The organism is Paenibacillus sp. Dod16 (genome assembly GCF_049893405.1).
GTDB lineage: Bacteria > Bacillota > Bacilli > Paenibacillales > Paenibacillaceae > Paenibacillus_AQ.
In genome coordinates, this window is record NZ_JBNDYG010000003.1 from 41,531 (window position 1) to 59,843 (window position 18,313).

19 protein-coding genes are annotated in these 18,313 nt (G+C 44.2%); 5 read left to right on the plus strand and 14 right to left on the minus strand.

Features of this window, described 5'->3' with window-relative positions; all coding sequences use genetic code 11:
- Nucleotides 1–258: 258 nt before the first annotated feature.
- From ACPV3A_RS02230 to ACPV3A_RS02265, 8 genes are all read right to left on the minus strand, one after another.
- Nucleotides 259–771, minus strand: a complete 513-nt coding sequence (locus ACPV3A_RS02230; RefSeq protein WP_426198011.1) for a hypothetical protein — start codon at nt 769–771, stop codon at nt 259–261.
- A gap of 202 nt (nt 772–973) precedes the next feature.
- The gene (locus ACPV3A_RS02235; protein ID WP_426198012.1) at nt 974–2,143 is read right to left on the minus strand and encodes an alanyl-tRNA editing protein; all 1,170 of its coding nucleotides are present in this window, start codon (nt 2,141–2,143) and stop codon (nt 974–976) included.
- Nucleotides 2,144–2,280: 137 nt separating this feature from the next.
- The gene (locus ACPV3A_RS02240; protein WP_426198013.1) at nt 2,281–2,730 is read right to left on the minus strand and encodes a GNAT family N-acetyltransferase; all 450 of its coding nucleotides are present in this window, start codon (nt 2,728–2,730) and stop codon (nt 2,281–2,283) included.
- Between the two features lie 382 nt (nt 2,731–3,112).
- Nucleotides 3,113–3,481: an aspartyl protease family protein gene (locus tag ACPV3A_RS02245; protein WP_426198014.1), complete on the minus strand. Its 369-nt coding sequence runs from the start codon at nt 3,479–3,481 to the stop codon at nt 3,113–3,115.
- A complete protein-coding gene (locus tag ACPV3A_RS02250; RefSeq protein ID WP_220684376.1) occupies nt 3,471–3,728 on the minus strand; it encodes a hypothetical protein in 258 nt (85 codons plus the stop codon). The genes ACPV3A_RS02245 and ACPV3A_RS02250 overlap by 11 nt, the downstream gene beginning before the upstream one ends.
- A 205-nt stretch (nt 3,729–3,933) precedes the next feature.
- Nucleotides 3,934–4,404 carry a hypothetical protein gene (locus ACPV3A_RS02255; RefSeq protein ID WP_220684375.1) on the minus strand — a complete coding sequence of 157 codons (471 nt, stop codon included), beginning with the start codon at nt 4,402–4,404 and terminating at the stop codon, nt 3,934–3,936.
- Nucleotides 4,405–4,457: 53 nt separating this feature from the next.
- Nucleotides 4,458–4,961: a DUF4275 family protein gene (locus ACPV3A_RS02260; RefSeq protein WP_426198015.1), complete on the minus strand. Its 504-nt coding sequence runs from the start codon at nt 4,959–4,961 to the stop codon at nt 4,458–4,460.
- Nucleotides 4,954–5,556 (minus strand): HAD-IA family hydrolase, encoded by a 603-nt coding sequence (locus tag ACPV3A_RS02265; protein WP_426198016.1) that lies wholly within the window; start codon nt 5,554–5,556, stop codon nt 4,954–4,956. Before ACPV3A_RS02265 ends, ACPV3A_RS02260 begins: the two co-directional genes overlap by 8 nt.
- A 606-nt stretch (nt 5,557–6,162) precedes the next feature.
- Here ACPV3A_RS02265 and ACPV3A_RS02270 point away from each other — a divergent pair.
- The 5 genes from ACPV3A_RS02270 to ACPV3A_RS02290 all read left to right on the plus strand — a co-directional run bounded on the left by ACPV3A_RS02270 (nt 6,163) and on the right by ACPV3A_RS02290 (nt 11,543).
- Complete coding sequence (locus ACPV3A_RS02270; RefSeq protein WP_220684372.1) at nt 6,163–6,981, plus strand: hypothetical protein; 819 nt, start codon at nt 6,163–6,165, stop codon at nt 6,979–6,981.
- Between the two features lie 1,070 nt (nt 6,982–8,051).
- On the plus strand, nt 8,052–9,215 hold the full coding sequence (locus ACPV3A_RS02275) for a betaine/proline/choline family ABC transporter ATP-binding protein (protein ID WP_339218762.1): 1,164 nt from the start codon (nt 8,052–8,054) through the stop codon (nt 9,213–9,215).
- Between the two features lies 1 nt (nt 9,216).
- Nucleotides 9,217–9,882 (plus strand): ABC transporter permease, encoded by a 666-nt coding sequence (locus ACPV3A_RS02280; protein ID WP_194543842.1) that lies wholly within the window; start codon nt 9,217–9,219, stop codon nt 9,880–9,882.
- Complete coding sequence (locus ACPV3A_RS02285; protein WP_426198017.1) at nt 9,879–10,832, plus strand: glycine betaine ABC transporter substrate-binding protein; 954 nt, start codon at nt 9,879–9,881, stop codon at nt 10,830–10,832. The genes ACPV3A_RS02280 and ACPV3A_RS02285 overlap by 4 nt, the downstream gene beginning before the upstream one ends.
- Nucleotides 10,833–10,844: 12 nt before the next feature.
- The gene (locus ACPV3A_RS02290; protein ID WP_426198018.1) at nt 10,845–11,543 is read left to right on the plus strand and encodes an ABC transporter permease; all 699 of its coding nucleotides are present in this window, start codon (nt 10,845–10,847) and stop codon (nt 11,541–11,543) included.
- A 424-nt stretch (nt 11,544–11,967) separates the two neighbouring features.
- Here ACPV3A_RS02290 and ACPV3A_RS02295 read toward each other — a convergent pair whose 3' ends face one another.
- The 6 genes from ACPV3A_RS02295 to ACPV3A_RS02320 all read right to left on the minus strand — a co-directional run bounded on the left by ACPV3A_RS02295 (nt 11,968) and on the right by ACPV3A_RS02320 (nt 18,174).
- The gene (locus ACPV3A_RS02295) at nt 11,968–12,225 is read right to left on the minus strand and encodes a hypothetical protein (RefSeq protein ID WP_426198019.1); all 258 of its coding nucleotides are present in this window, start codon (nt 12,223–12,225) and stop codon (nt 11,968–11,970) included.
- A gap of 79 nt (nt 12,226–12,304) precedes the next feature.
- Nucleotides 12,305–12,838, minus strand: coding sequence for an AAA family ATPase (locus tag ACPV3A_RS02300; RefSeq protein WP_426198020.1), 534 nt, complete (start codon nt 12,836–12,838; stop codon nt 12,305–12,307).
- Nucleotides 12,839–13,154: 316 nt separating this feature from the next.
- Nucleotides 13,155–14,894 carry an ABC transporter ATP-binding protein gene (locus ACPV3A_RS02305; protein WP_426198021.1) on the minus strand — a complete coding sequence of 580 codons (1,740 nt, stop codon included), beginning with the start codon at nt 14,892–14,894 and terminating at the stop codon, nt 13,155–13,157.
- Nucleotides 14,863–16,695: an ABC transporter ATP-binding protein gene (locus ACPV3A_RS02310; protein ID WP_426198022.1), complete on the minus strand. Its 1,833-nt coding sequence runs from the start codon at nt 16,693–16,695 to the stop codon at nt 14,863–14,865. The genes ACPV3A_RS02305 and ACPV3A_RS02310 overlap by 32 nt, the downstream gene beginning before the upstream one ends.
- A complete protein-coding gene (locus tag ACPV3A_RS02315; RefSeq protein WP_426198023.1) occupies nt 16,685–17,908 on the minus strand; it encodes an MFS transporter in 1,224 nt (407 codons plus the stop codon). Before ACPV3A_RS02315 ends, ACPV3A_RS02310 begins: the two co-directional genes overlap by 11 nt.
- The gene (locus ACPV3A_RS02320; RefSeq protein ID WP_194543850.1) at nt 17,905–18,174 is read right to left on the minus strand and encodes a hypothetical protein; all 270 of its coding nucleotides are present in this window, start codon (nt 18,172–18,174) and stop codon (nt 17,905–17,907) included. The genes ACPV3A_RS02315 and ACPV3A_RS02320 overlap by 4 nt, the downstream gene beginning before the upstream one ends.
- Nucleotides 18,175–18,313 lie beyond the last annotated feature (139 nt).

The following is an 18,313-nucleotide window of genomic DNA, read 5'->3' on the forward strand; positions in this document are numbered from 1 at the left end:
TTCTTAACTAAATAAATTAATAGATCATCATCAACGATTAGTCTTTTTATGTTTATGATGTCCTTCATGTTTGATCTCCTTCTGTGGACCCTATTGGGCGAAACGCAGCATGATTTCTTAGAAATACCTACACCTCATCATTTAATACTTCAAATCATTCAACTCTGGAGGAATCCAAATGCTTAAACACCATGTTACCTGTTGTTATTGTCTAATAGAGTATCAACTAGTCATTATCTCTCAAGATTTCTTACAAATCTATATGGTCATATCATTATCTATTGAGAGATTTATTGCTTCAGAGTGAAGTTCTCCTTCATTATCATTCCATGTAATGGTTAAAGTAGTACTTTGGTAGTTTTGTCTATCCTTCTTTAATTCATCGTAAGAGTACTCACTTTTGATAGAACCTGTATCATTAAGATTGGTTAAAATAGATACTGGCCCACCTTTAGAACTCGCTTCATTCGCATATACCGTTTCATATTCTCCAAATGGATTAATTTCTTTGAATTCAAGTTTATAATAGGTGCTATTCTCAATATCTGTCGGATCACCTTTGTATGTTAAATTCCCATGCCCTCGTAGAATACTATTAGCAGAAATGATTATTTTGTAATCAGTAATGTCCCACATCTCTCCTTTTCCATTCAGAGTGTGTACTTGAACCTCAATATTAGATGACTTATCAACACTACTAAAATAAATATAACTCCAGATACCATTTGAAATAACGATAATACCCAGTAATAAAACGATTGTCTTTTTCATATTCCACTCCTTGAACTGGAACTCATAATTGCACTTTCCACTTACCGGTCTGTGTATTAATGAAACGCCCCAGCTTAGATAGTTACTTATCTTAGGCTGAGGCGTGATTCCGAGAGTGTTTGTTTCACACTCTTTGGTATAAAAACAAGCTGCTAAACCCGCTTAAATGCTTTTAAGTTATAGACCATTACACCTCTTCAAGCTAACTTAATGACTGCGCCGCAAAATGGTAAAACGCCATGGCATCCTCCCCGTTGGCAAAACCAGCCTGTGCCAGCTTGTCGCTGCCTCCGCCTTTACCGCGATAATCAGCCAGATACTGCTTAAAGAATGCACCACAGGCGAGACCGCTCTTCCCTCCTTGAGCCAGGACAACTTTATGGTCTGCGCTGGACACAAAGAGCACGATAACGTCAGCTTCTTCGGTGAGCTTTACCGCCAGGTTCTGCATGTCCTTCAGCGGCTTGTCCGCAAAAACGTGTTGGATCAGGCTGCCCTGACGGTCTGCCAATAGCTTTCCTGCCAGGTAAACATCATTCTCAGCCTTCACGGCGTTCAATTCAGCCTGGAGCAACTTCTGTTCATGATCCCATTTTGCAATCCGGTCCAGAATCTCTTCCTTTGAGGTATTGAACCTGGTTGATAGGCTGCTTAAAATCTCCATTCCCGCATTGAATTCATTCAATGCACGATAACCGCATTTAAAATAGATACGCAAATGCCCTTTCTGTTTCTCGGCTCTGAGCAGTTTGATCATTCCGATCTCACCCGTTGCGGAGACATGTGTACCCCCACAAGCGTTATATTCGATACCTTCGATTTCTACGATCCGGATATCGTCGGTTACCTTCGGCTGCTTCACCAGCGGCAAGGCAGCAGCCTGCTCCCGGCTCACAAAATAATTCGTTACTTTTCGATTAAGGTAAAGCTGATCGTTAACTTCCAGTTCCAGCATCATCAGTTGGTCCTGAGACAGGTCAGATTGAGCGATATCAATCGTAGCGTAATCTTGACCCAAATGGAAACTGAGTGTTTCCGCCTGGCATACTTCCAGACACATGGCAGACAGGAGATGCTGGCCGCTATGATGCTGCATATGATCGAATCTTCTATCCCAATCCAAACGGCAGCTAACCTCTTCCTTCTCAGGCAAACGCTCGACTTTATGAAGAATTTCCCCTTCCTCCTGAACAACATCAAGAACAGGAATTTTATCGATCCACCCCAGGTCACAAGGCTGCCCTCCACCGTGCGGATAAAAGGCCGTCTCCTCCATGATCAGGTAGGTTCCGTCCTCCCGTTCCAGTTTCCGTGTGATTCGTGTCTCCCACTCCCGGATATAAGCGGAATCGTAATACAGCTTCTTCGTCATCTTCAATTCCTCACAGTTCCCTAAAATTCACTTAGTATCATGCTCACTACCTTAATAATAGAATAACAAAAAAAACATATAGAAGATGATGTCTCCACCAGATGGAACTTCATCTGGTATATTCCCGAGAAAATCAACTAGAAGGTCTTCTCAAAAATGTATAGGTCACCTTCTTCTCTGACTTTAGTGAATCCGCACTTTATATAGAAGTGATGATTTTTGACACTCCAGCTAGGCGTATCAAGCCACCATTTTGTGCTATCCGGAAAACTTCCTTCAATTTCTTTCATTACTTTTTTACCGATTCCTTGATTCTGATAGTTTTGATCAATAAAAATCCGTCCTAGATTATGTACTTGATTGCTTTCTATAAATATCAAAGCGCCCCCAATTATCTCTCCATTATAGAGCACTTTAAAGTATTCACAATTTTGCATCATCTCTTCTTGCCAACTTACGGAATTATATCCTAGTGGGCCACAGATTTCATTATTATTAAAATGTTTCGATTCATCATTAAAGCTGGCCTTTTGTATTTCAGTAAGTTTTGGGGCATCATTTTTCATTGCTCGTTCTAGTATCAACATGAGATACAACTCCATTTATGTGATTTATTTTCCTTTCGCAGGTATTTCTCCAAAATATTCTTTACTATGTTATAGGCATATTAAGACTAAATTAAAAATGACTATAATTTATTATTCCTTATCTTAATCGTCTCTTCTCTATAATGTAGAACTTATTTTATTATTGAGCTTTATAATTTCGTTGATTTCCTATAACGCCCTGCATCTATGGCGCGACCCGACCTTAGATAGCTCATATCTTAGGTCGGGTCGTGTTTGTCAGAATACTCTTCTGCTTGTGCACCTGAACAACCAAGGGAGCGAGTACCAGCAGCCTAGATGCATTGTTATATGATTTCAGCGACGGTTGGATTTCGCTTATTAATTCTTTTCAATCCATTGTTCAAATACGCAATTCTAATGTTTTCAAGTCAATAATAAAATTTTGTTGTTTCAAAATATCCAGTCCGAGTAGCCCTTTATGATCTTTAGGCAATATTCCTACATCTATTTCTATATTTTCAATGCTTCTTGCACCTATTTCAATCCTATCCATAATTTTTGTGTAGAACGGAATGCTTCCACCAATCCCGCATGCTTCATATATGGAGTCACCTGTTTCATAGGTCACACCGATTTCCTCTAAAATATCAGGACTAATTATAGTATGTGATCCTGTATCTATAATTACATCATCTATTTTCAACACACTTCCTCTGAACGTAACGGTAAGTGACGTCGTAATTAACTGTCCATCATAGTTAATTTTCATTGTAATTACGACTCACTCTCATTAATGGATCCCGACGAAGATGAATCACAAAGTCTTTATTTGAAGTATGGTAAACTAAATTCCCAGGCTTCGCTTGAAAAAACTCTTTATTAGCATCTTCTTCTGATATTGTGCGAATGGGTGCAACTTCATCTACTATTTTTTTGTTACCTTCCTCATGATAATTAAGTATGGAAACCAGAACAAATTGGTCAGGGAACATTTCTCTTACTTCTTGCCACTTCATTCGTTCTACCTCCTACAACTTCGTTCAATTTCTTCTTATAATTTTATCATACATAACGTTCTTATATTCAAGACGTCGGTACTCTGAATTGTTTGTCTAAGATCTGTACTCATTGCTCCTCCTCGAAACTCTTTCCATGATTGCATATGACTTTCTTGTATCTACGAGCCCTCACTTTATTGTTAGGATGCAGAATACTTCGCAATCACTCCTCATTAGAACCAACCATAGTACGATGCCCTCCAATCATACTGAATTGATTTTTTTCGGTTACTTCATTAAAGAAACCTTTAATCTCGATATGGGGATCTTCTAAGTCAATATTATGGTTCCCTTCATACATTTCCTTCGGAGCAAATACGGTAAGAAGTAATTCTTCTCCCGGACCAATATTGAGTTTATTATTTCTAGTTTCTATCTTAAAATCATTCCCTTTAACACCGTTTTCAAGTTTTATGGGAAAACTTAAATATACATTATTTTGTACTATAATATGACTAGATTTGTTATGCAGCTTTAGTGTGAACATGGTTCCATTTGATTCTTCTTTTTGTTCTTGTAGTTCTATACTTATTTTGCCAATGTCGTCAGAAGTAACTTCATGGTTATTACTGCAACCTACGCTAAGTAGTAAGCATAAGATGACAGAAATCATGATAAATGATTTTCTACCCACTTCCTGAATCCCTCCCAAATCTATATTCGCACGGTTCATATATCACGACGAAATTATTTCACTTTATAAAAATAGGGCCCACACATGTCTTCATGTGTATTGACATACGTCCAAGTAAAATTTTTATTAAATACATAGATATCTTGTTGAGAATCTAAATCCTCTGCGACTAATGCATTTGCATTACTGTATAGAAGTACACGGGGAGAGTTTTGGTACATAACATATACTTCATCTTTAATTTCAGCATTAAAAGCATTTCTTGCTTCATGTTGTTTCAAACAATCTTGTATTTCATAACTGAAAATATGCCACTTATATTGATCGTAATAAATACTTTCTTTTATATCGTCACTAATGTTTAGTGCAAACGTCTCGTCCCATTTATTAATAATTTCTGTTGCTCCATCAAAAAGATTTGAGATGATTACGCCTTTTTCAATTAAATTTTCTTTATATAAATATTCCTTTTGAATAAATTGAATAGACCAATAATTTTTTTGCAATTCTTCTTCCGGTAAGCTATCTAGAATTAATTGAATCTCTTTTCTAATCAAGTGTTCTCCTCCTCATTCCTATCATGGGTTCAACTTTTTCTATCCATTTATGCTCTTTATCTGCTAACAGGGTATTCCATCCAAGTTCGATAACCGGTTTCAGGTTCTTTTCCTGATCATCAATATAAACAACCGTTTGGCCTGCTTCAAATTGTTTGCCGACATGTTGATATATCTGTATATCTGGTTTTCTTAAACCTACTTGATTTGAAATCGTTATGCTCTTTGTATGGGGTTCTACTCTTTCTAAAATCGATTCCAACCATTCCTTACAATGGTTACTTAAGATATGGATATCTGCAATTTCACTCCACTCCGCCAAATAATTTAATCCAGGGAGAGGTTCCAGTGATTGAATTAATAACGTTCTGGCTCGCTCTTTGTTAATTTGCTTTATTCGCAGACTCATCCATTCCCAAAAATCATCTTCTTTGATCTTTCCAGTCCATAGATCTTTTCGAATCTCATCAAATTGTTCTCGGATGTCCTGAAACGAGATTTCGCTACCCTTAGATAATTGGAGCCAAAACGTAGATGAGAAGTTACTGACTAATACACCAGCTAAATCTAATACCAGTTGTGGCTTTGCAGTCATTGAATCGTCTCCTTTCTTTGTTACATAAGACCATTTATAAGATGGCTATACTAACGCCTCAATTTATCCTATCCCTTACTTTCCTTTTCGTTCTCTCGCTCAGTATTCGTTTTGACCTCAACTTCCTGGCCCAATAGGCCAAGTTCACTCTCCGCTTTAAGATATTCCATATTCTCTAGATCGTTCCAGCATTTCAGTCATGTTACCACCTGCGCAACTGCATGCATTAATTTCATGATTTGTGACATTTAGTGTTGCAATGATAATGAACATTAAGCACTACCCATATTTTTTCATTTTGACTCCTTGGTAGGAAGCTACAATTTATACCGGACTGCATGAAGCATAGATGCTTCGTTATACGAATCGATTGTTAATACTACTATTTTTAGGTGTCTCATCTAATCTTAAGGTAATTCCTTCCATGATTATACATCTGACTACCAAGCGGCGGTAGTCAATCGTTTGAGTTTCGCTCAAATCCCCTTGGAGTTCAATAATAGGTCATAACTTTTTTGGCTAAAATCCTTGTTATGATTCATATGGTAACAACCGATAATAACATCAAGGAAATATTCACCATTTTGTTATAAGGGACGTGTTTAAATGCCTCAAATTTCAAGCTTATCAAGCAGACCACAGTCCACACAGCCAGTAAAATCTAGAACAAATATTATGTCTCCCATTGACCGGGAGATTGAGCAGCTAATCAATCAAAAAGGAATTATTCATGAAAAAATCGCGAGTATTAAATCAGATGAAAAGCTGGAATCTAAACAAAAAGATGAAAGAATTAAACTTTTAACCATGGATTTGCAATTACTTGAATCTCAAATCATGCAGAAGAGAATGGAGAAGACTGAGGAGAATAAAAATGACAACAGTGCTTCTTCTAAAAAGGAGAATTTGAGTAAAAGAATCGAAATAGATGCAGGTAAGCAAGATGTATCCGGCATATCGATGGAAAAGTTTTTACAAGCTAGCAATCTACATGACCAATTGACCAAAATGGCAAGCGTGCGTAGATCACTGAAAGTGGAAACCGACACTCTTAGGCATGAAGTAAGAAAGGGAAGAGAACTTCTTGGAGGTGAGAACGAACCTGGCGACCCAGGCAAATCGGAAATGAGAAAGAATCTGGAATTGACAGTGAATAAATCGAAAACTGAAGAAGCACTAAACATTGAGAAGAAAATTACTGAATTGGATCGTAAAATAAGTGAAAAGATCGAAGCCACTAAAGAGAGTATTCAGAACGACGAAAACAAAGTCATCACGGGAGAGGTTGATAATCAAGAGGATGTGTCCGTATCTGATCAACCTGAAAGCGTTAGGGATACGATAAAGCAGAATCAGGATACTGACAAGAATATGAATACTAACCTTCAAGCACAACAGAATATTAGTATTGACATTCGCGTTTAGAAGAGACATCTGCTCAAAAAATACATATATTTATCCTGACAAAAGAACCCGTTGGGTCAAGGATTGACCATGAATAGCACCGTGTGAACAGTGATTGACTGTTTGTAACGGTGCTTTCCATCTATCGCTGAACTTCTTGCCACTTCATGTTTTATCCCTCTCCAGGAATCCCATCCATGATTATACATCTGACTATTTTTCTACTCATGTGTTGCTGCCATTTTAAAAATCTCATTAACAGCTTGATGGTACCCACCCGATTGTCCAATCGTTGGATTGATATGTCCCTCTCCCACCCATGTTCGAATCAAACATGGAATCAAGTTTATCATAGTACAATACTCAAACATCTCAAAACTTGGGTCGCCATATTTTCCGGTTGAGCAAGTCTTTACAGAGCTTGTTTTGCTCTCGCGGACGACTTGGGTTGATTCTGGACCCGAGGTACCACATATTCAATATCGTTCCATATACATGTTTCAATCCAATGCTAACTGGGTAATAGAATTAAACATATTATTGCATGAGCAGTTATACGGTCCTACTCAAAAGGGAATCGTTGCTTGCTTACGTATTTTGCATATATCCATTTGGGCCGAGGGAAGCAGTGACACAATGACCTTGCTGCTTGATTCGCGCAGGTATAACAGGGATTCATGTATGAGAACGCATATTTTCCCGATACGAACAGGGGCATACAGGCTTGGAATACTTCTTCGGATGGATGTAACAAGGGATTGCATAGTTTGGAAAGCTACATTGCATATAAAGGTGGAATTTTGGGTATGTAAGTCAATGCCATAACGAAGATTTTTAACTTAAATTGTTAGTACCCTCAGGGCTTCCCTCTTAGATCTTTCTCCACCCCTTAATCATGCGCTTAATCCTATTCCATTTTGATTTCTTTTAATGCTAACTTGCTTAGGTATTTTCCATTTCTACATAACAAGGCTGAAGCCTTCTCATATCTCTGGCACCGCGCTTTTCCCCTCAACAGTTTTTGGGTCCCCGATGGATGATATGCCAAATGCTCCGCATAATATGGATACTGCTTGCAAAGGGGCGATTGAATGATAGTACTGGAGCATGTGAACAAGGTTTACGATAATGGCTTTCACGCGCTGAAAGACATTAATCTGGAATTCAAAAAAGGGGAAATTACCGTCCTCATCGGACCGAGCGGCTGTGGCAAATCGACTACCATGAAGCTGATCAACGCGCTCAATACGCCATCCTCGGGCAAAGTTCTGATTGACGGTAAGGATATCTCGAGATTGAATCCGGTTGAACTTCGACGCAATATCGGCTATGTCATTCAAAGCGTTGGTTTATTTCCGCATATGAATATCTCCAAGAACGCGGGCGTGGTTCCGCGTCTGAAGAAATGGGATAAAGACAAAACAGATCAAAAAGTAAATGAATTGTTGGACATGGTCGGACTGGACCACACCATATATGGTACGCGCTATCCATCTGAGCTTAGCGGCGGACAACAGCAGCGTGTAGGCGTAGTGCGCGCGCTGGCAGCTGAACCCGATATTATCCTGATGGACGAGCCATTCTCCGCACTGGATCCCATCAGCCGCGAGCAGCTTCAGGATGAGCTGATCCGTCTTCAGCAGGAGCTCAATAAAACCATTATTTTTGTGACGCATGATATGGATGAAGCTATTAAAATCGCGGATACCATCGTTCTGATGAAAGATGGCGAAGTAATCCAAACAGGTAGACCGGACACCATTTTACGGCATCCCGCAAACGAATTTGTACGTGACTTTATCGGTTCGAAACGTCTGCAAAATGAAAATGAAAGCGCCTATGAAATTCCGCTTGTGGATGAAGTGATGATTACGAATCCGGTCACGGCATTCCCGAGCCGGGGATTGGCTGAAGCCATCAAGATGATGGAAATGAAGCGAGTCGACTCGCTGCTGATTGTGGACCGTAACCGTCAGCTACAAGGCGCGGTTTCGATCTACCGCGTGCTCGACCAATACGGCGAAGAAGGCAAAACCGTGGCAGACGTTATGCATCCGGTCCGTTTTTCCGTGGCTTCGGGAAGCACGCTTCCACAGGCTATTGAGATTATGGACAGTCATCAGCTCAGCAACCTCCCTGTCGTAGACAGCAATAACCGTTTCCTCGGATTAATCACAAGAGGCAGTGTGGTTAAACATTTGGCCGAAGTCTATCCTACGATGGTTCCTCCGGTGCTGATCGGAGAGGATGAGTGATATGAACGCATTCTGGAGTTTTATTACGGATCGTTATCCAGATATTCTAAGGGCATTGCAGGAGCATCTGGTCCTCTCATTCTCTGCCGTTCTTTTGGGGACTGTTATTGCCGTACCGATCGGTATCCTGCTCGTATACAACCGGGTAGGCTGGATGAACAGCATCGTATTTTTCATTACGAACCTGTTTCAGACGGTTCCGAGCCTGGCGCTTCTGGCTATTCTGATTCCGCTGCTCGGCATCGGCATGAAACCGGCCATCCTTGCGCTGTTTCTGTACTCCCTTATGCCCATCCTGCGGAATACCTATGACGGTTTTCACTCCGTGGATAAAGGCGTGCTCAATTCGGCCAGGGGGATGGGATACAGCACCGCCCAAACGATTTTGCGGATTCAGCTTCCCTTATCGCTTCCTTACATCATGTCCGGTGTCCGCATTACGACCGTGTATATCATCAGTTGGGCAACACTGGCTTCCCTGATTGGTGCTGGCGGTTTAGGCCAGCTTATTGTATCTGGACTTGGTGTCAACAAGCCCGAGATGATCTTCATCGGTGGCATTGGCGCTATTCTCTTGGCACTTGTAGCTGACGGATTGCTTGGGCTGCTTGAGGGCTGGCTAAGCAAACACTACCACCAGACTCAGACCCGGGACGCTGCGATATGAGTCACATCAACCGTAGACAGCGAGCCGGACGGAACAAGGAAGGCGTGATGAATCTGAAAAAACTTAAATGGACTCCGTTGTTCATCTGCATGATAGCTTTTGCTGCTTTTACCTCCGCATGCGGAATTCAAAGCGAGATTACAATCGGGACGCAAACCTATACCGAAACCAAGATTATTGCTGAAATGTATAAAGCGCTCATTGAAGACCAAACCGATCTGAAGGTCGATATTATCCCGGATCTGGCATCAAGTTCATTGGTCATCAATGCGATGAAACGAAACGACGTTCAGATGGCGACACTATATACCGGTGAGATTTTCAACAACCATTTCCCGATCAGCGGCACCAAAGACCGCGATAAAGTCTTGAAGGAAGCGCAGGATGGATTCCAGGAACACTTCGGGTTCACCTGGATGAACCCTTTGGGTTTTGAGAACACCTACGCGTTCACGGTAAGAAAGGATCTTGCCGAAGCCAACGGGTACACCAAAATTTCCGATGTCAAAAAAGACATGGGCACCATGAAGCTTGGGGTAGATACGACATGGCTGGAGAGAAGCACGGACGGATATCCTGCATTCTCTAAAGCGTATGACATCAAATTCGGTCAGGTCTTCCCTATGGAAATTAGCCTGGTATACAGCGCGGTAGCCAATGAGCAGGTGGATATCGTGCTGGCCTACTCAACGGATTCCCGGCTGAAAGCCTACCAATTGCAGACGCTTCAGGATGACCAGCAATTCTTCCCTCCATATGATGCAAGTCCGGTATTGCGTTCGGACCTTTTGAAGAAGCATCCTGAAATTCAGGATACGATAGCGCCTTTAATCGGTCATCTGGATGCAGATACGATGATATCGCTTAATTATCAGGTGGACATTGAGAAGAAAAGCGAGCGGGAGGTCGTAATCGCGTATTTGAAAGAGCAGGGCCTCTTGAAAAGCTAAAGGAGGGTAAGCATGGAAAGTGAACATTTAACATTTGCCGACTTTTTGTCGTATATATCACGAAATCAGGGGTTGCTCTGGGAGTATTTCATCCAGCATATTACGATGGTCGTTATCGGTCTGGGCCTGGCATTCATCGTTGGAGTGCCGCTTGGCATCCTCTGCTCTAAGAGCAAATGGGCAGCCAAAATCATTTTGTTTATCACCAATATCCTACAGGTGGTACCGAGCTTGGCCATGCTCGTGGTGCTCATGTTATGGATGGGACTCGGGACGACAACGGTCATGGTGGGACTCTTCCTGTATTCCCTGAATCCAATCGCGCGGAATACGTATGTTGGGTTAAAACAGGTGGATCCCAGCTATCTTGAATCCGGAAAAGGAATCGGAATGAGCCCCTTCCAAATGCTCGTGAACGTGCGTTTCCCGCTTGCGCTGACGTATATCATGTCAGGCCTGCGTATTGCGGCCGTCATCGCCATCGGTGTGGTAACAATTGCCCCTCTCGTAGGAGGAGGCGGGCTGGGACGGGAAATCTACGCTGGACTGAACAGCAATAACTCCCTCCGTATCTTTGCAGGTGCCATTCCAGCCGCAGTGCTGGCAATCGTTGTGGATCTTGTGCTTGGCATGCTCCAGCGTAAGATGGATCTAGCCAAACGAAAGTCAGGTGCGGCTCCATCGCCTGCAAAAATGCAAAATATCAACTGAGCTTGCAAAACGTACATTTTAAAGGGCATCCCAAAAGATCCAAGATCTTACGGGATGCCCTGTTTACTTATTTAGGAATTCCATATATATCCTTACAAGCTTACTTAATATCTCAATACTTTCCTCAACATTATTGGTCTCTAAAGCATGATTTGCATTAGGAATTTCAATGACCTCTCTGACATTGTCTATGTTGATTTGGTTTGCATGTTCCTTACTAAACACTTCATCCTTTGTTCCATAAACCACAAGTCCATTGAATTTGTTGATATAGTAAATGGTGTCTTTAATTGGTGTCAAAAATAAATGTTGGATTGGAATTTCGAGTTTCCCATGAACTTCTCCAGCAACGATCGTTCCTATGCTCTTACTAATAAAAACAACTTGTTTATACTTGCTAATGATTCGTTGAACCGATTCGTGGCTATCTTCTATTTACTCTTTGCAGTTCATTAACATCCAAATCCGTTCTCGCAGCTTGATAGCCGTATTCCAATATCATTAAGTCAAAACCACTTTGAAGTGCGGAGGTTCCAGCAAAATGTAGAATTGGTTTATCACAAGGAAAGTTTTTTCCGGGAAACAGAACAACCAACTTGCTGTTTTCCTCATAAAGTTGAAAATATTTTTGCTTCATTTCAGTTTTCCAATACGAGGGAACATTTAAAATCTCTAATTTCATCGTTTCCCATCCTTTCCTGTTTTAAATGATTTCGTCTAATGCTTAAATAATATTCACAAAGAACCTTCAAGCGTCGATTTTACTCGATGATAATTTCCCCTTCACCAGTAGGTACTTCAAAACCCTTGAGGAAAGAAGACAATATTTCTTCTGTTATTGTAAATGCAGCATTAGCATCGAATCTCTGGCTCCGAATGCGAAGTCGTTCACGCAAATCATTAGGATGAACTTTCAAATAAATAAGCCTCCACTCTCCTCCTCCATCTTCAATTAGCTTCTTATAATCATTTCGTTTCATACGTTGCCAGAAACTGAAATCAATGACCACATTGCGCTTTTCCTTTAACAGATTTACTAGTTCCTTATACAGCTTTAACTCGGCTTGAACTTTAAGTTGCTCATACATTTCAACTGGATAATCAATTCCGTATCGACCATTTGTAGACCATATCTCTTCATCTATGGAGAGACGTACAAAGCCCCTCTGCTCTAGCCGTTGAGCAAATGTTGTTTTTCCTGACCCAGCCACACCACACATCATGACTACTAATGGAATTGAAACATCTGCTTGATGGATCAGATTTTCTAATTCTAGATTTTCAAGCACCCACATTCTCCTTTCAGCCTTGAGTCCGGTTAATACTGATGTATCCATTGCGGATTTGCGAATATAGTAAAGAGAATACCATGAGAATTTCCATCTTGGATACAGCTATTTCATTAGAAAAGCTTTATATTCCACTTCTCCTATGGCTGCTCGCTGTAGTAGACTAGTGCTCGATGCCCTGCGGATCTCAAGGTTTATAAAGTGCTGGAGATTTTGATTTAATTAGAAAACGGAGCCCGTAAAACCACGTGGCTCCGTCTCTGATTCGGATCATAAGATGGCCATAGGATGGAAACGTCAGGATTGCCGGTTCGTATGAACTCTATCCAAGCCCTGCTGACAGCATTCCTGCATCATGCTGCCGTCTCCACAGCCGGGCATACAGGCCACTCGACGAAAGCAATTCGTCATGGCGGCCTTGCTCCACAATCCGCCCTTGATCTAATACAACAATCTGGTCGGCATGCTGCACGGTCTTAAGCCGGTGAGCGACGACGATGACGGTTCGGCCTCGAACAAGCCGATCAATCGCTTTCTGAATCTCCGCTTCGTTCTCGGGATCAAGAGAAGCGGTTGCTTCATCAAGGAGAATGATTGGCGCATTTTTCAGCATCGCCCTTGCAATGGAAATTCGCTGTTTTTCACCGCCCGACAGTGTGCTTCCGCCTTCACCGACCATCGTGTCGTAACCCTGCGGCAACTTCAGGATAAAATCGTGACAACAAGCAAGCCGGGCCGCTTCCTCGATTTCCTCGTGCGTTGCGTCGCTTCGTCCGAACCGGATATTGCCTTCAATCGTATCCTGAAAGAGGTACACATCCTGAAACACCATAGATACTTTACGCAACAACGCTTCCGAGTCCATTGCGCGAATATCCTCCCCGCCCATCGTCACCATCCCCTTATCCGGGTCGTAAAAACGGGCAATGAGCCGAAGAATGGTACTTTTACCGCTGCCCGAAAGGCCGACCAATGCGGTGAAGGAACCTGCCGGCATGCTTACGCTCACGTCTCGCAATACGGGTTGATCCAGATAGCCGAACGTAACCTGCTTCAATTCGATATCATGATCTGCAGGGGGCTGCCGTTCTCCTTGCATGATCGGCTCCCGCAGGAGCTGCACGATGCGTTCGCCCGCCTGCTCGAGATAGCGAAACTGTGCATACCCGGCGAGCGCTGTCGTCAGCGGATCGAAGATTCGGGTTCCGATGATCAGGAACGCTGCAAATGTGATAACATCCAGGCTCCCGCCGAGCAGCAGATGTACCCCAGCCGTGACCATCAGGGTAAGGCCGGCACGAAAACAGGCAATCGCGCTCAGCACAATCGGCCCCAACAACCCTTCGAGGCGGATGCTCTGCCGCATCAATTCCCTGAATGACCGATCAAGCCGGACAAAACGTTCTCCGGTCAAGTTATAAGCTTTAATCACCCGAATACCGTTCAAGTATTCTTGCAGTCGATTGGAGGTCTCGATCTTGGCCTGTATATGCTGCGAGCCGAGTTTGCGCTGGATGCCGGAGGTCAAAAGCACCAGCAGGATTGCCACCGGCATCGCAGCGAATAGGGAAAGCGCTAGGCGCCAATCGAGGAAAAACAGGCCAATCAAGGCCAGAACCGGCATGACGGCGGCTCCGATCATTTGCGGAACCACATGGGAGATGCCATGTTCCAGCATCGCAAAATCGCCCATCATCATATTGGCAAGATCGCCCGGATCGCGTTTGTTCAGATACCCTAATGACAGCTTGCGCAAATGCTCGGCCAGCCGCGTCCGTCCGTCCGCCGCCGCGCTGTATGCGTCGCGGAATTGAGAACGACTGGCGAGAGTTTCGCAGGCGAACAAGAGAACAAGCGAAACCGCCAGCCCGCCGCACACCCACCAAAGCCGTGCCGTATCCAGGGGGATAGCGGGATGGACAAACGGGGTAAAGAACAATCTTACTGCTTCCACCAACAGCACAAAAGGGATCACGCCCGCCAAATTGGCAACGGTCGTGTAAAATACAGGTTTAACCAACGAGCGCGGATTATCCGCTGTAAGGCTGCGCAGGATGTTCATATTCTGCATCCACCTCCCTTTTGCCCATATGCCATTGCGTTGCTTGGCGGTACGAACGCCACATGCGTGCGTACAAGCCGTCAGCAGTTAAGAGGGCTTCATGCCTTCCCCGCTCGACGATTCTCCCGCTTTCCATCACGAGAATTTGCTGTGCATCCTGAATGGTGGACAGGCGATGGGCAATGACGATGACCGTCTTGTTTGCCATCAACGCTTTCAACGCCAGCTGCATCTCATATTCATTCTCCGGATCGGCAAACGCCGTCGCTTCATCCAGCACAAGAATGGGGGCGTTCTTCAGAATCGCTCTGGCCACGGTGATCCGCTGTTCCTCTCCGCCTGACAAATAGACGCCTCCTTCCCCAATCCGCGTGTCATATCCAAGCGGAAGGTTCTCGATGAACGGATGACACTGCGCTGCCTGCGCCGCAGCGTACACTTCTTCCGGTGACGCGTCCGGCCGTCCGACCGCAATGTTGTTGTATACCGTATCGGAAAACAAAAACGATTCCTGAAACACGAATGCGACGGTGTTCATCAGATCGGATGTCGCTATTTCGCGAATATCTATATCGCCGATGCGGATCGCTCCCATGTTCGCATCCCAGAATCGAGGCACCAGATGGGCAATGGTCGATTTGCCCGCTCCCGACGGACCTACGAGCGCCGTCACTTCCCCTTGGCGGGCGGTAAAGGATATGTCCGTAAGTACGGCGCCATCTGCCGATCCCGTTTCATATGAAAAAGAAACATGATCAAATGAAACATCAAATGTAGCCGGCCGTCTCGGACTCTCGGGCTCCGGTACAAGCCCTTCCGCCAGTATGCGGTCCATGCGCTGAACGCCCTCGTTGATATCCTCGAGCGTATGAATCAGGAACATGATTTTAAGCATAGGAGCGGATATTCCCGGTGCCATGACCAGGAAAAACAACAGAACGGAGGCGAATGAGACGATGCCCGGATCGCGGCTCAATAAAAACACGCCGACAGGCAGAACAAATACGACAAACGAGCTGATTATCACTTTAAACAGCACAAATCCGTTTTGAAACAGATCCGCCAATTTCACGCCATAGTCACGGTAGCGGATCATGTCCTGGTAAAATTGGCGAAACGATTTCACGGTTTGCCCGAACACCTTGACGGCCGGCATCCCCCGCACGTACTGGACGGCGGAAGCGTTCATCCGTTCCAACGAATCATGATACTGTTTGAGGTATTCTTTCGTCTTTGGTGCATTAAACAGCGCGATCTGAACCGCAATTGCGAGGACAATCGGCACGACGCACGCAATGGCCAACCAAACATTCAGAGTAAACATCACGGTGATCATTAAGGCCGTGGTCACAACAACATGAACGAGGTCGGGCAATTGATGAGCGATGAACGTTTCCACTTTCTCCACGTTTTGTTCCAGCGTATTCTTCAGGGCTCCCGTCGAATGACGGTTCAGCCATCCAAGCGGGAGCTTGCCGATATGGCGGGCAAGCTTGACCCTGAGTCCGTAAAGAATGCGAAACGCGGCAACATGCGCTGCCATTGCCCCCGCGTACGTCGTGATCAAGCCGGCTGCGAAGCCGATCAAAGCGATCACGCCCCAACGAACCATCATCGCTTCGTTCGCCGAAGCCGGGGACGCTGCGTGTTCCAACAACTCTTCCAGAATGAAATAGACGGAAGCATAGGGCACCAGCATGCAAACGGCGCTAAGCGACGATAAAAGGCAGGAGACGATCAACAGTCCGCACTTCTCTCCGGCGATTTCCAGAAGTCTGGCCACTCCTGTTTTATTTGTCATGGCTCTCCCTCCTCATTGAAGTAATGGCAACCTTTTTCTTGCTGAGTATAATGAGAAGAGAAAGCCCGAATAAAAGCGTGCAAAACGAATACGGAACTGCCATATGAGCCGTGTAAAGCGCAGTCCCTGTAATCGGCCCCAGGAAGGCTCCTCCTCCCAGCAAAGTCGCGATATAGGAAGCAACGCTCCGTTGTTCATGATCTTGTACCGCATCGGCAGCTCCCGCACTATATCCAAGCCAGGTAAGGCCGAAGCCGATGCCAAGTATGGCAAAATCCAGATAGGCATAACGAATGAATGATAACAGCCCTAACAATCCCAACACGACAATCCACATTCCGAGTCGTAACATTCGCTCGGGTCGCCACTTCAGATATTTGCTAATGACAATTTGCGTGACCACAACCATGGATCCACAAATGGCCAAGCCAAGTCCGATCAGTTGCGTCGCTTCCCGTGCTTCATACCCAAACGAATCTTGAACGTAAAAACCGATGGTCACCTGAAGTATATTGATAGTGAGCGAAAGTAGAAGACCGGTCCACAAGAAAAATCGAATTCTTACATCAAACGGCGAAAGCGATGGAGCAAATTGATCTTTCTTTTGTACCGCATCGTTGGGAATCGATATCCATAATAAGATAATCATCATGAAAAGCAGGGCGGCAGCCGCGTACATCGGCGATGTAAGCCCGATTGCCGCCATACCGCCGCTCATGGCAGGGCCCAATATGAAACCGAGTCCATTGGCGGCACCAAATATGGCCATCCCCTGCGTTCGCGTCTCCTGTGTCGTCCAACTCATCACATAGGCTTGCGCTTTGGAAAGAAAGCCTCCGAAGAAAAATCCCGAGATCGCACGCAACAGCAAGAAGATCCAAAAAAAGCCCGACGAACCGTTGCGATGGGTCCCCGCATAATCGGCGAGAAGGGCAAACAGGAGCAGTGTCGCCAAATATACAAACATGATAAAAGCCAGCATTCGTTTTCTGCTCATAAAGGTCGTTTTTTCCCAGAAGAATCCGCCGAGCAACCAGCACAGCCCCGTCACCGACACCAAACATCCCGATTGAATCTCACTGAGCCCCAGTTCGCGCGAGAGCAGGCCAATAATCGGATTGAACACCGCGACCGAGATTGTGCCGCATAGGATAATCATAAACATTATGACAAACTTGTATTTCAAAACCAGTTCACCTCTATCGTAAATCATATTCGCTCACTCCGGCAGGTTGACCGTCGCGCTGCCGATTTCAAACGGTGACAAGACGCCTTCATACGCGATGTGAGAACGATCGGCGTCGCTTTGACGAAAAAGGCCAGTCCACTTATTCCCGTCCAAATGAGCGACGACCGCATACGGGAATATAACTTGCCTTTTGTAGGTGCCCGATAGGCTCGGCTCGCATTCCAAGCGGCAATTCCGCCAAAAATGGGCAGCGAAACGGTCATCGCAAAATTGACCATCAACCACAGCATGAACGATTTCCTCCTCGTAGATTGATCTATTCTGATTCGATTACGCAACCGATACTAAGCGCCCTGTATGAACGTAATATGAACTAGATGGAAGGAAATGCAAAAAAGGTGAACGGATCGTTCACCTTTTCGTTCGCTC

Bases quoted from the DNA above. Each gene is read 5' to 3' on its own strand.
- ACPV3A_RS02230 (WP_426198011.1), bottom strand. From the start codon at position 771: ATGAAAAAGACAATCGTTTTATTACTGGGTATTATCGTTATTTCAAAT.
- ACPV3A_RS02235 (WP_426198012.1), bottom strand. From the start codon at position 2,143: ATGACGAAGAAGCTGTATTACGATTCCGCTTATATCCGGGAGTGGGAG.
- ACPV3A_RS02240 (WP_426198013.1), bottom strand. From the start codon at position 2,730: ATGTTGATACTAGAACGAGCAATGAAAAATGATGCCCCAAAACTTACT.
- ACPV3A_RS02245 (WP_426198014.1), bottom strand. From the start codon at position 3,481: ATGAAAATTAACTATGATGGACAGTTAATTACGACGTCACTTACCGTT.
- ACPV3A_RS02250 (WP_220684376.1), bottom strand. From the start codon at position 3,728: ATGAAGTGGCAAGAAGTAAGAGAAATGTTCCCTGACCAATTTGTTCTG.
- ACPV3A_RS02265 (WP_426198016.1), bottom strand. From the start codon at position 5,556: ATGACTGCAAAGCCACAACTGGTATTAGATTTAGCTGGTGTATTAGTC.
- ACPV3A_RS02270 (WP_220684372.1), top strand. From the start codon at position 6,163: ATGCCTCAAATTTCAAGCTTATCAAGCAGACCACAGTCCACACAGCCA.
- ACPV3A_RS02275 (WP_339218762.1), top strand. From the start codon at position 8,052: ATGATAGTACTGGAGCATGTGAACAAGGTTTACGATAATGGCTTTCAC.
- ACPV3A_RS02280 (WP_194543842.1), top strand. From the start codon at position 9,217: ATGAACGCATTCTGGAGTTTTATTACGGATCGTTATCCAGATATTCTA.
- ACPV3A_RS02285 (WP_426198017.1), top strand. From the start codon at position 9,879: ATGAGTCACATCAACCGTAGACAGCGAGCCGGACGGAACAAGGAAGGC.
- ACPV3A_RS02290 (WP_426198018.1), top strand. From the start codon at position 10,845: ATGGAAAGTGAACATTTAACATTTGCCGACTTTTTGTCGTATATATCA.
- ACPV3A_RS02295 (WP_426198019.1), bottom strand. From the start codon at position 12,225: ATGAAATTAGAGATTTTAAATGTTCCCTCGTATTGGAAAACTGAAATG.
- ACPV3A_RS02300 (WP_426198020.1), bottom strand. From the start codon at position 12,838: ATGTGGGTGCTTGAAAATCTAGAATTAGAAAATCTGATCCATCAAGCA.
- ACPV3A_RS02305 (WP_426198021.1), bottom strand. From the start codon at position 14,894: ATGAACATCCTGCGCAGCCTTACAGCGGATAATCCGCGCTCGTTGGTT.
- ACPV3A_RS02310 (WP_426198022.1), bottom strand. From the start codon at position 16,695: ATGACAAATAAAACAGGAGTGGCCAGACTTCTGGAAATCGCCGGAGAG.
- ACPV3A_RS02315 (WP_426198023.1), bottom strand. From the start codon at position 17,908: ATGATTTACGATAGAGGTGAACTGGTTTTGAAATACAAGTTTGTCATA.
- ACPV3A_RS02320 (WP_194543850.1), bottom strand. From the start codon at position 18,174: ATGCTGTGGTTGATGGTCAATTTTGCGATGACCGTTTCGCTGCCCATT.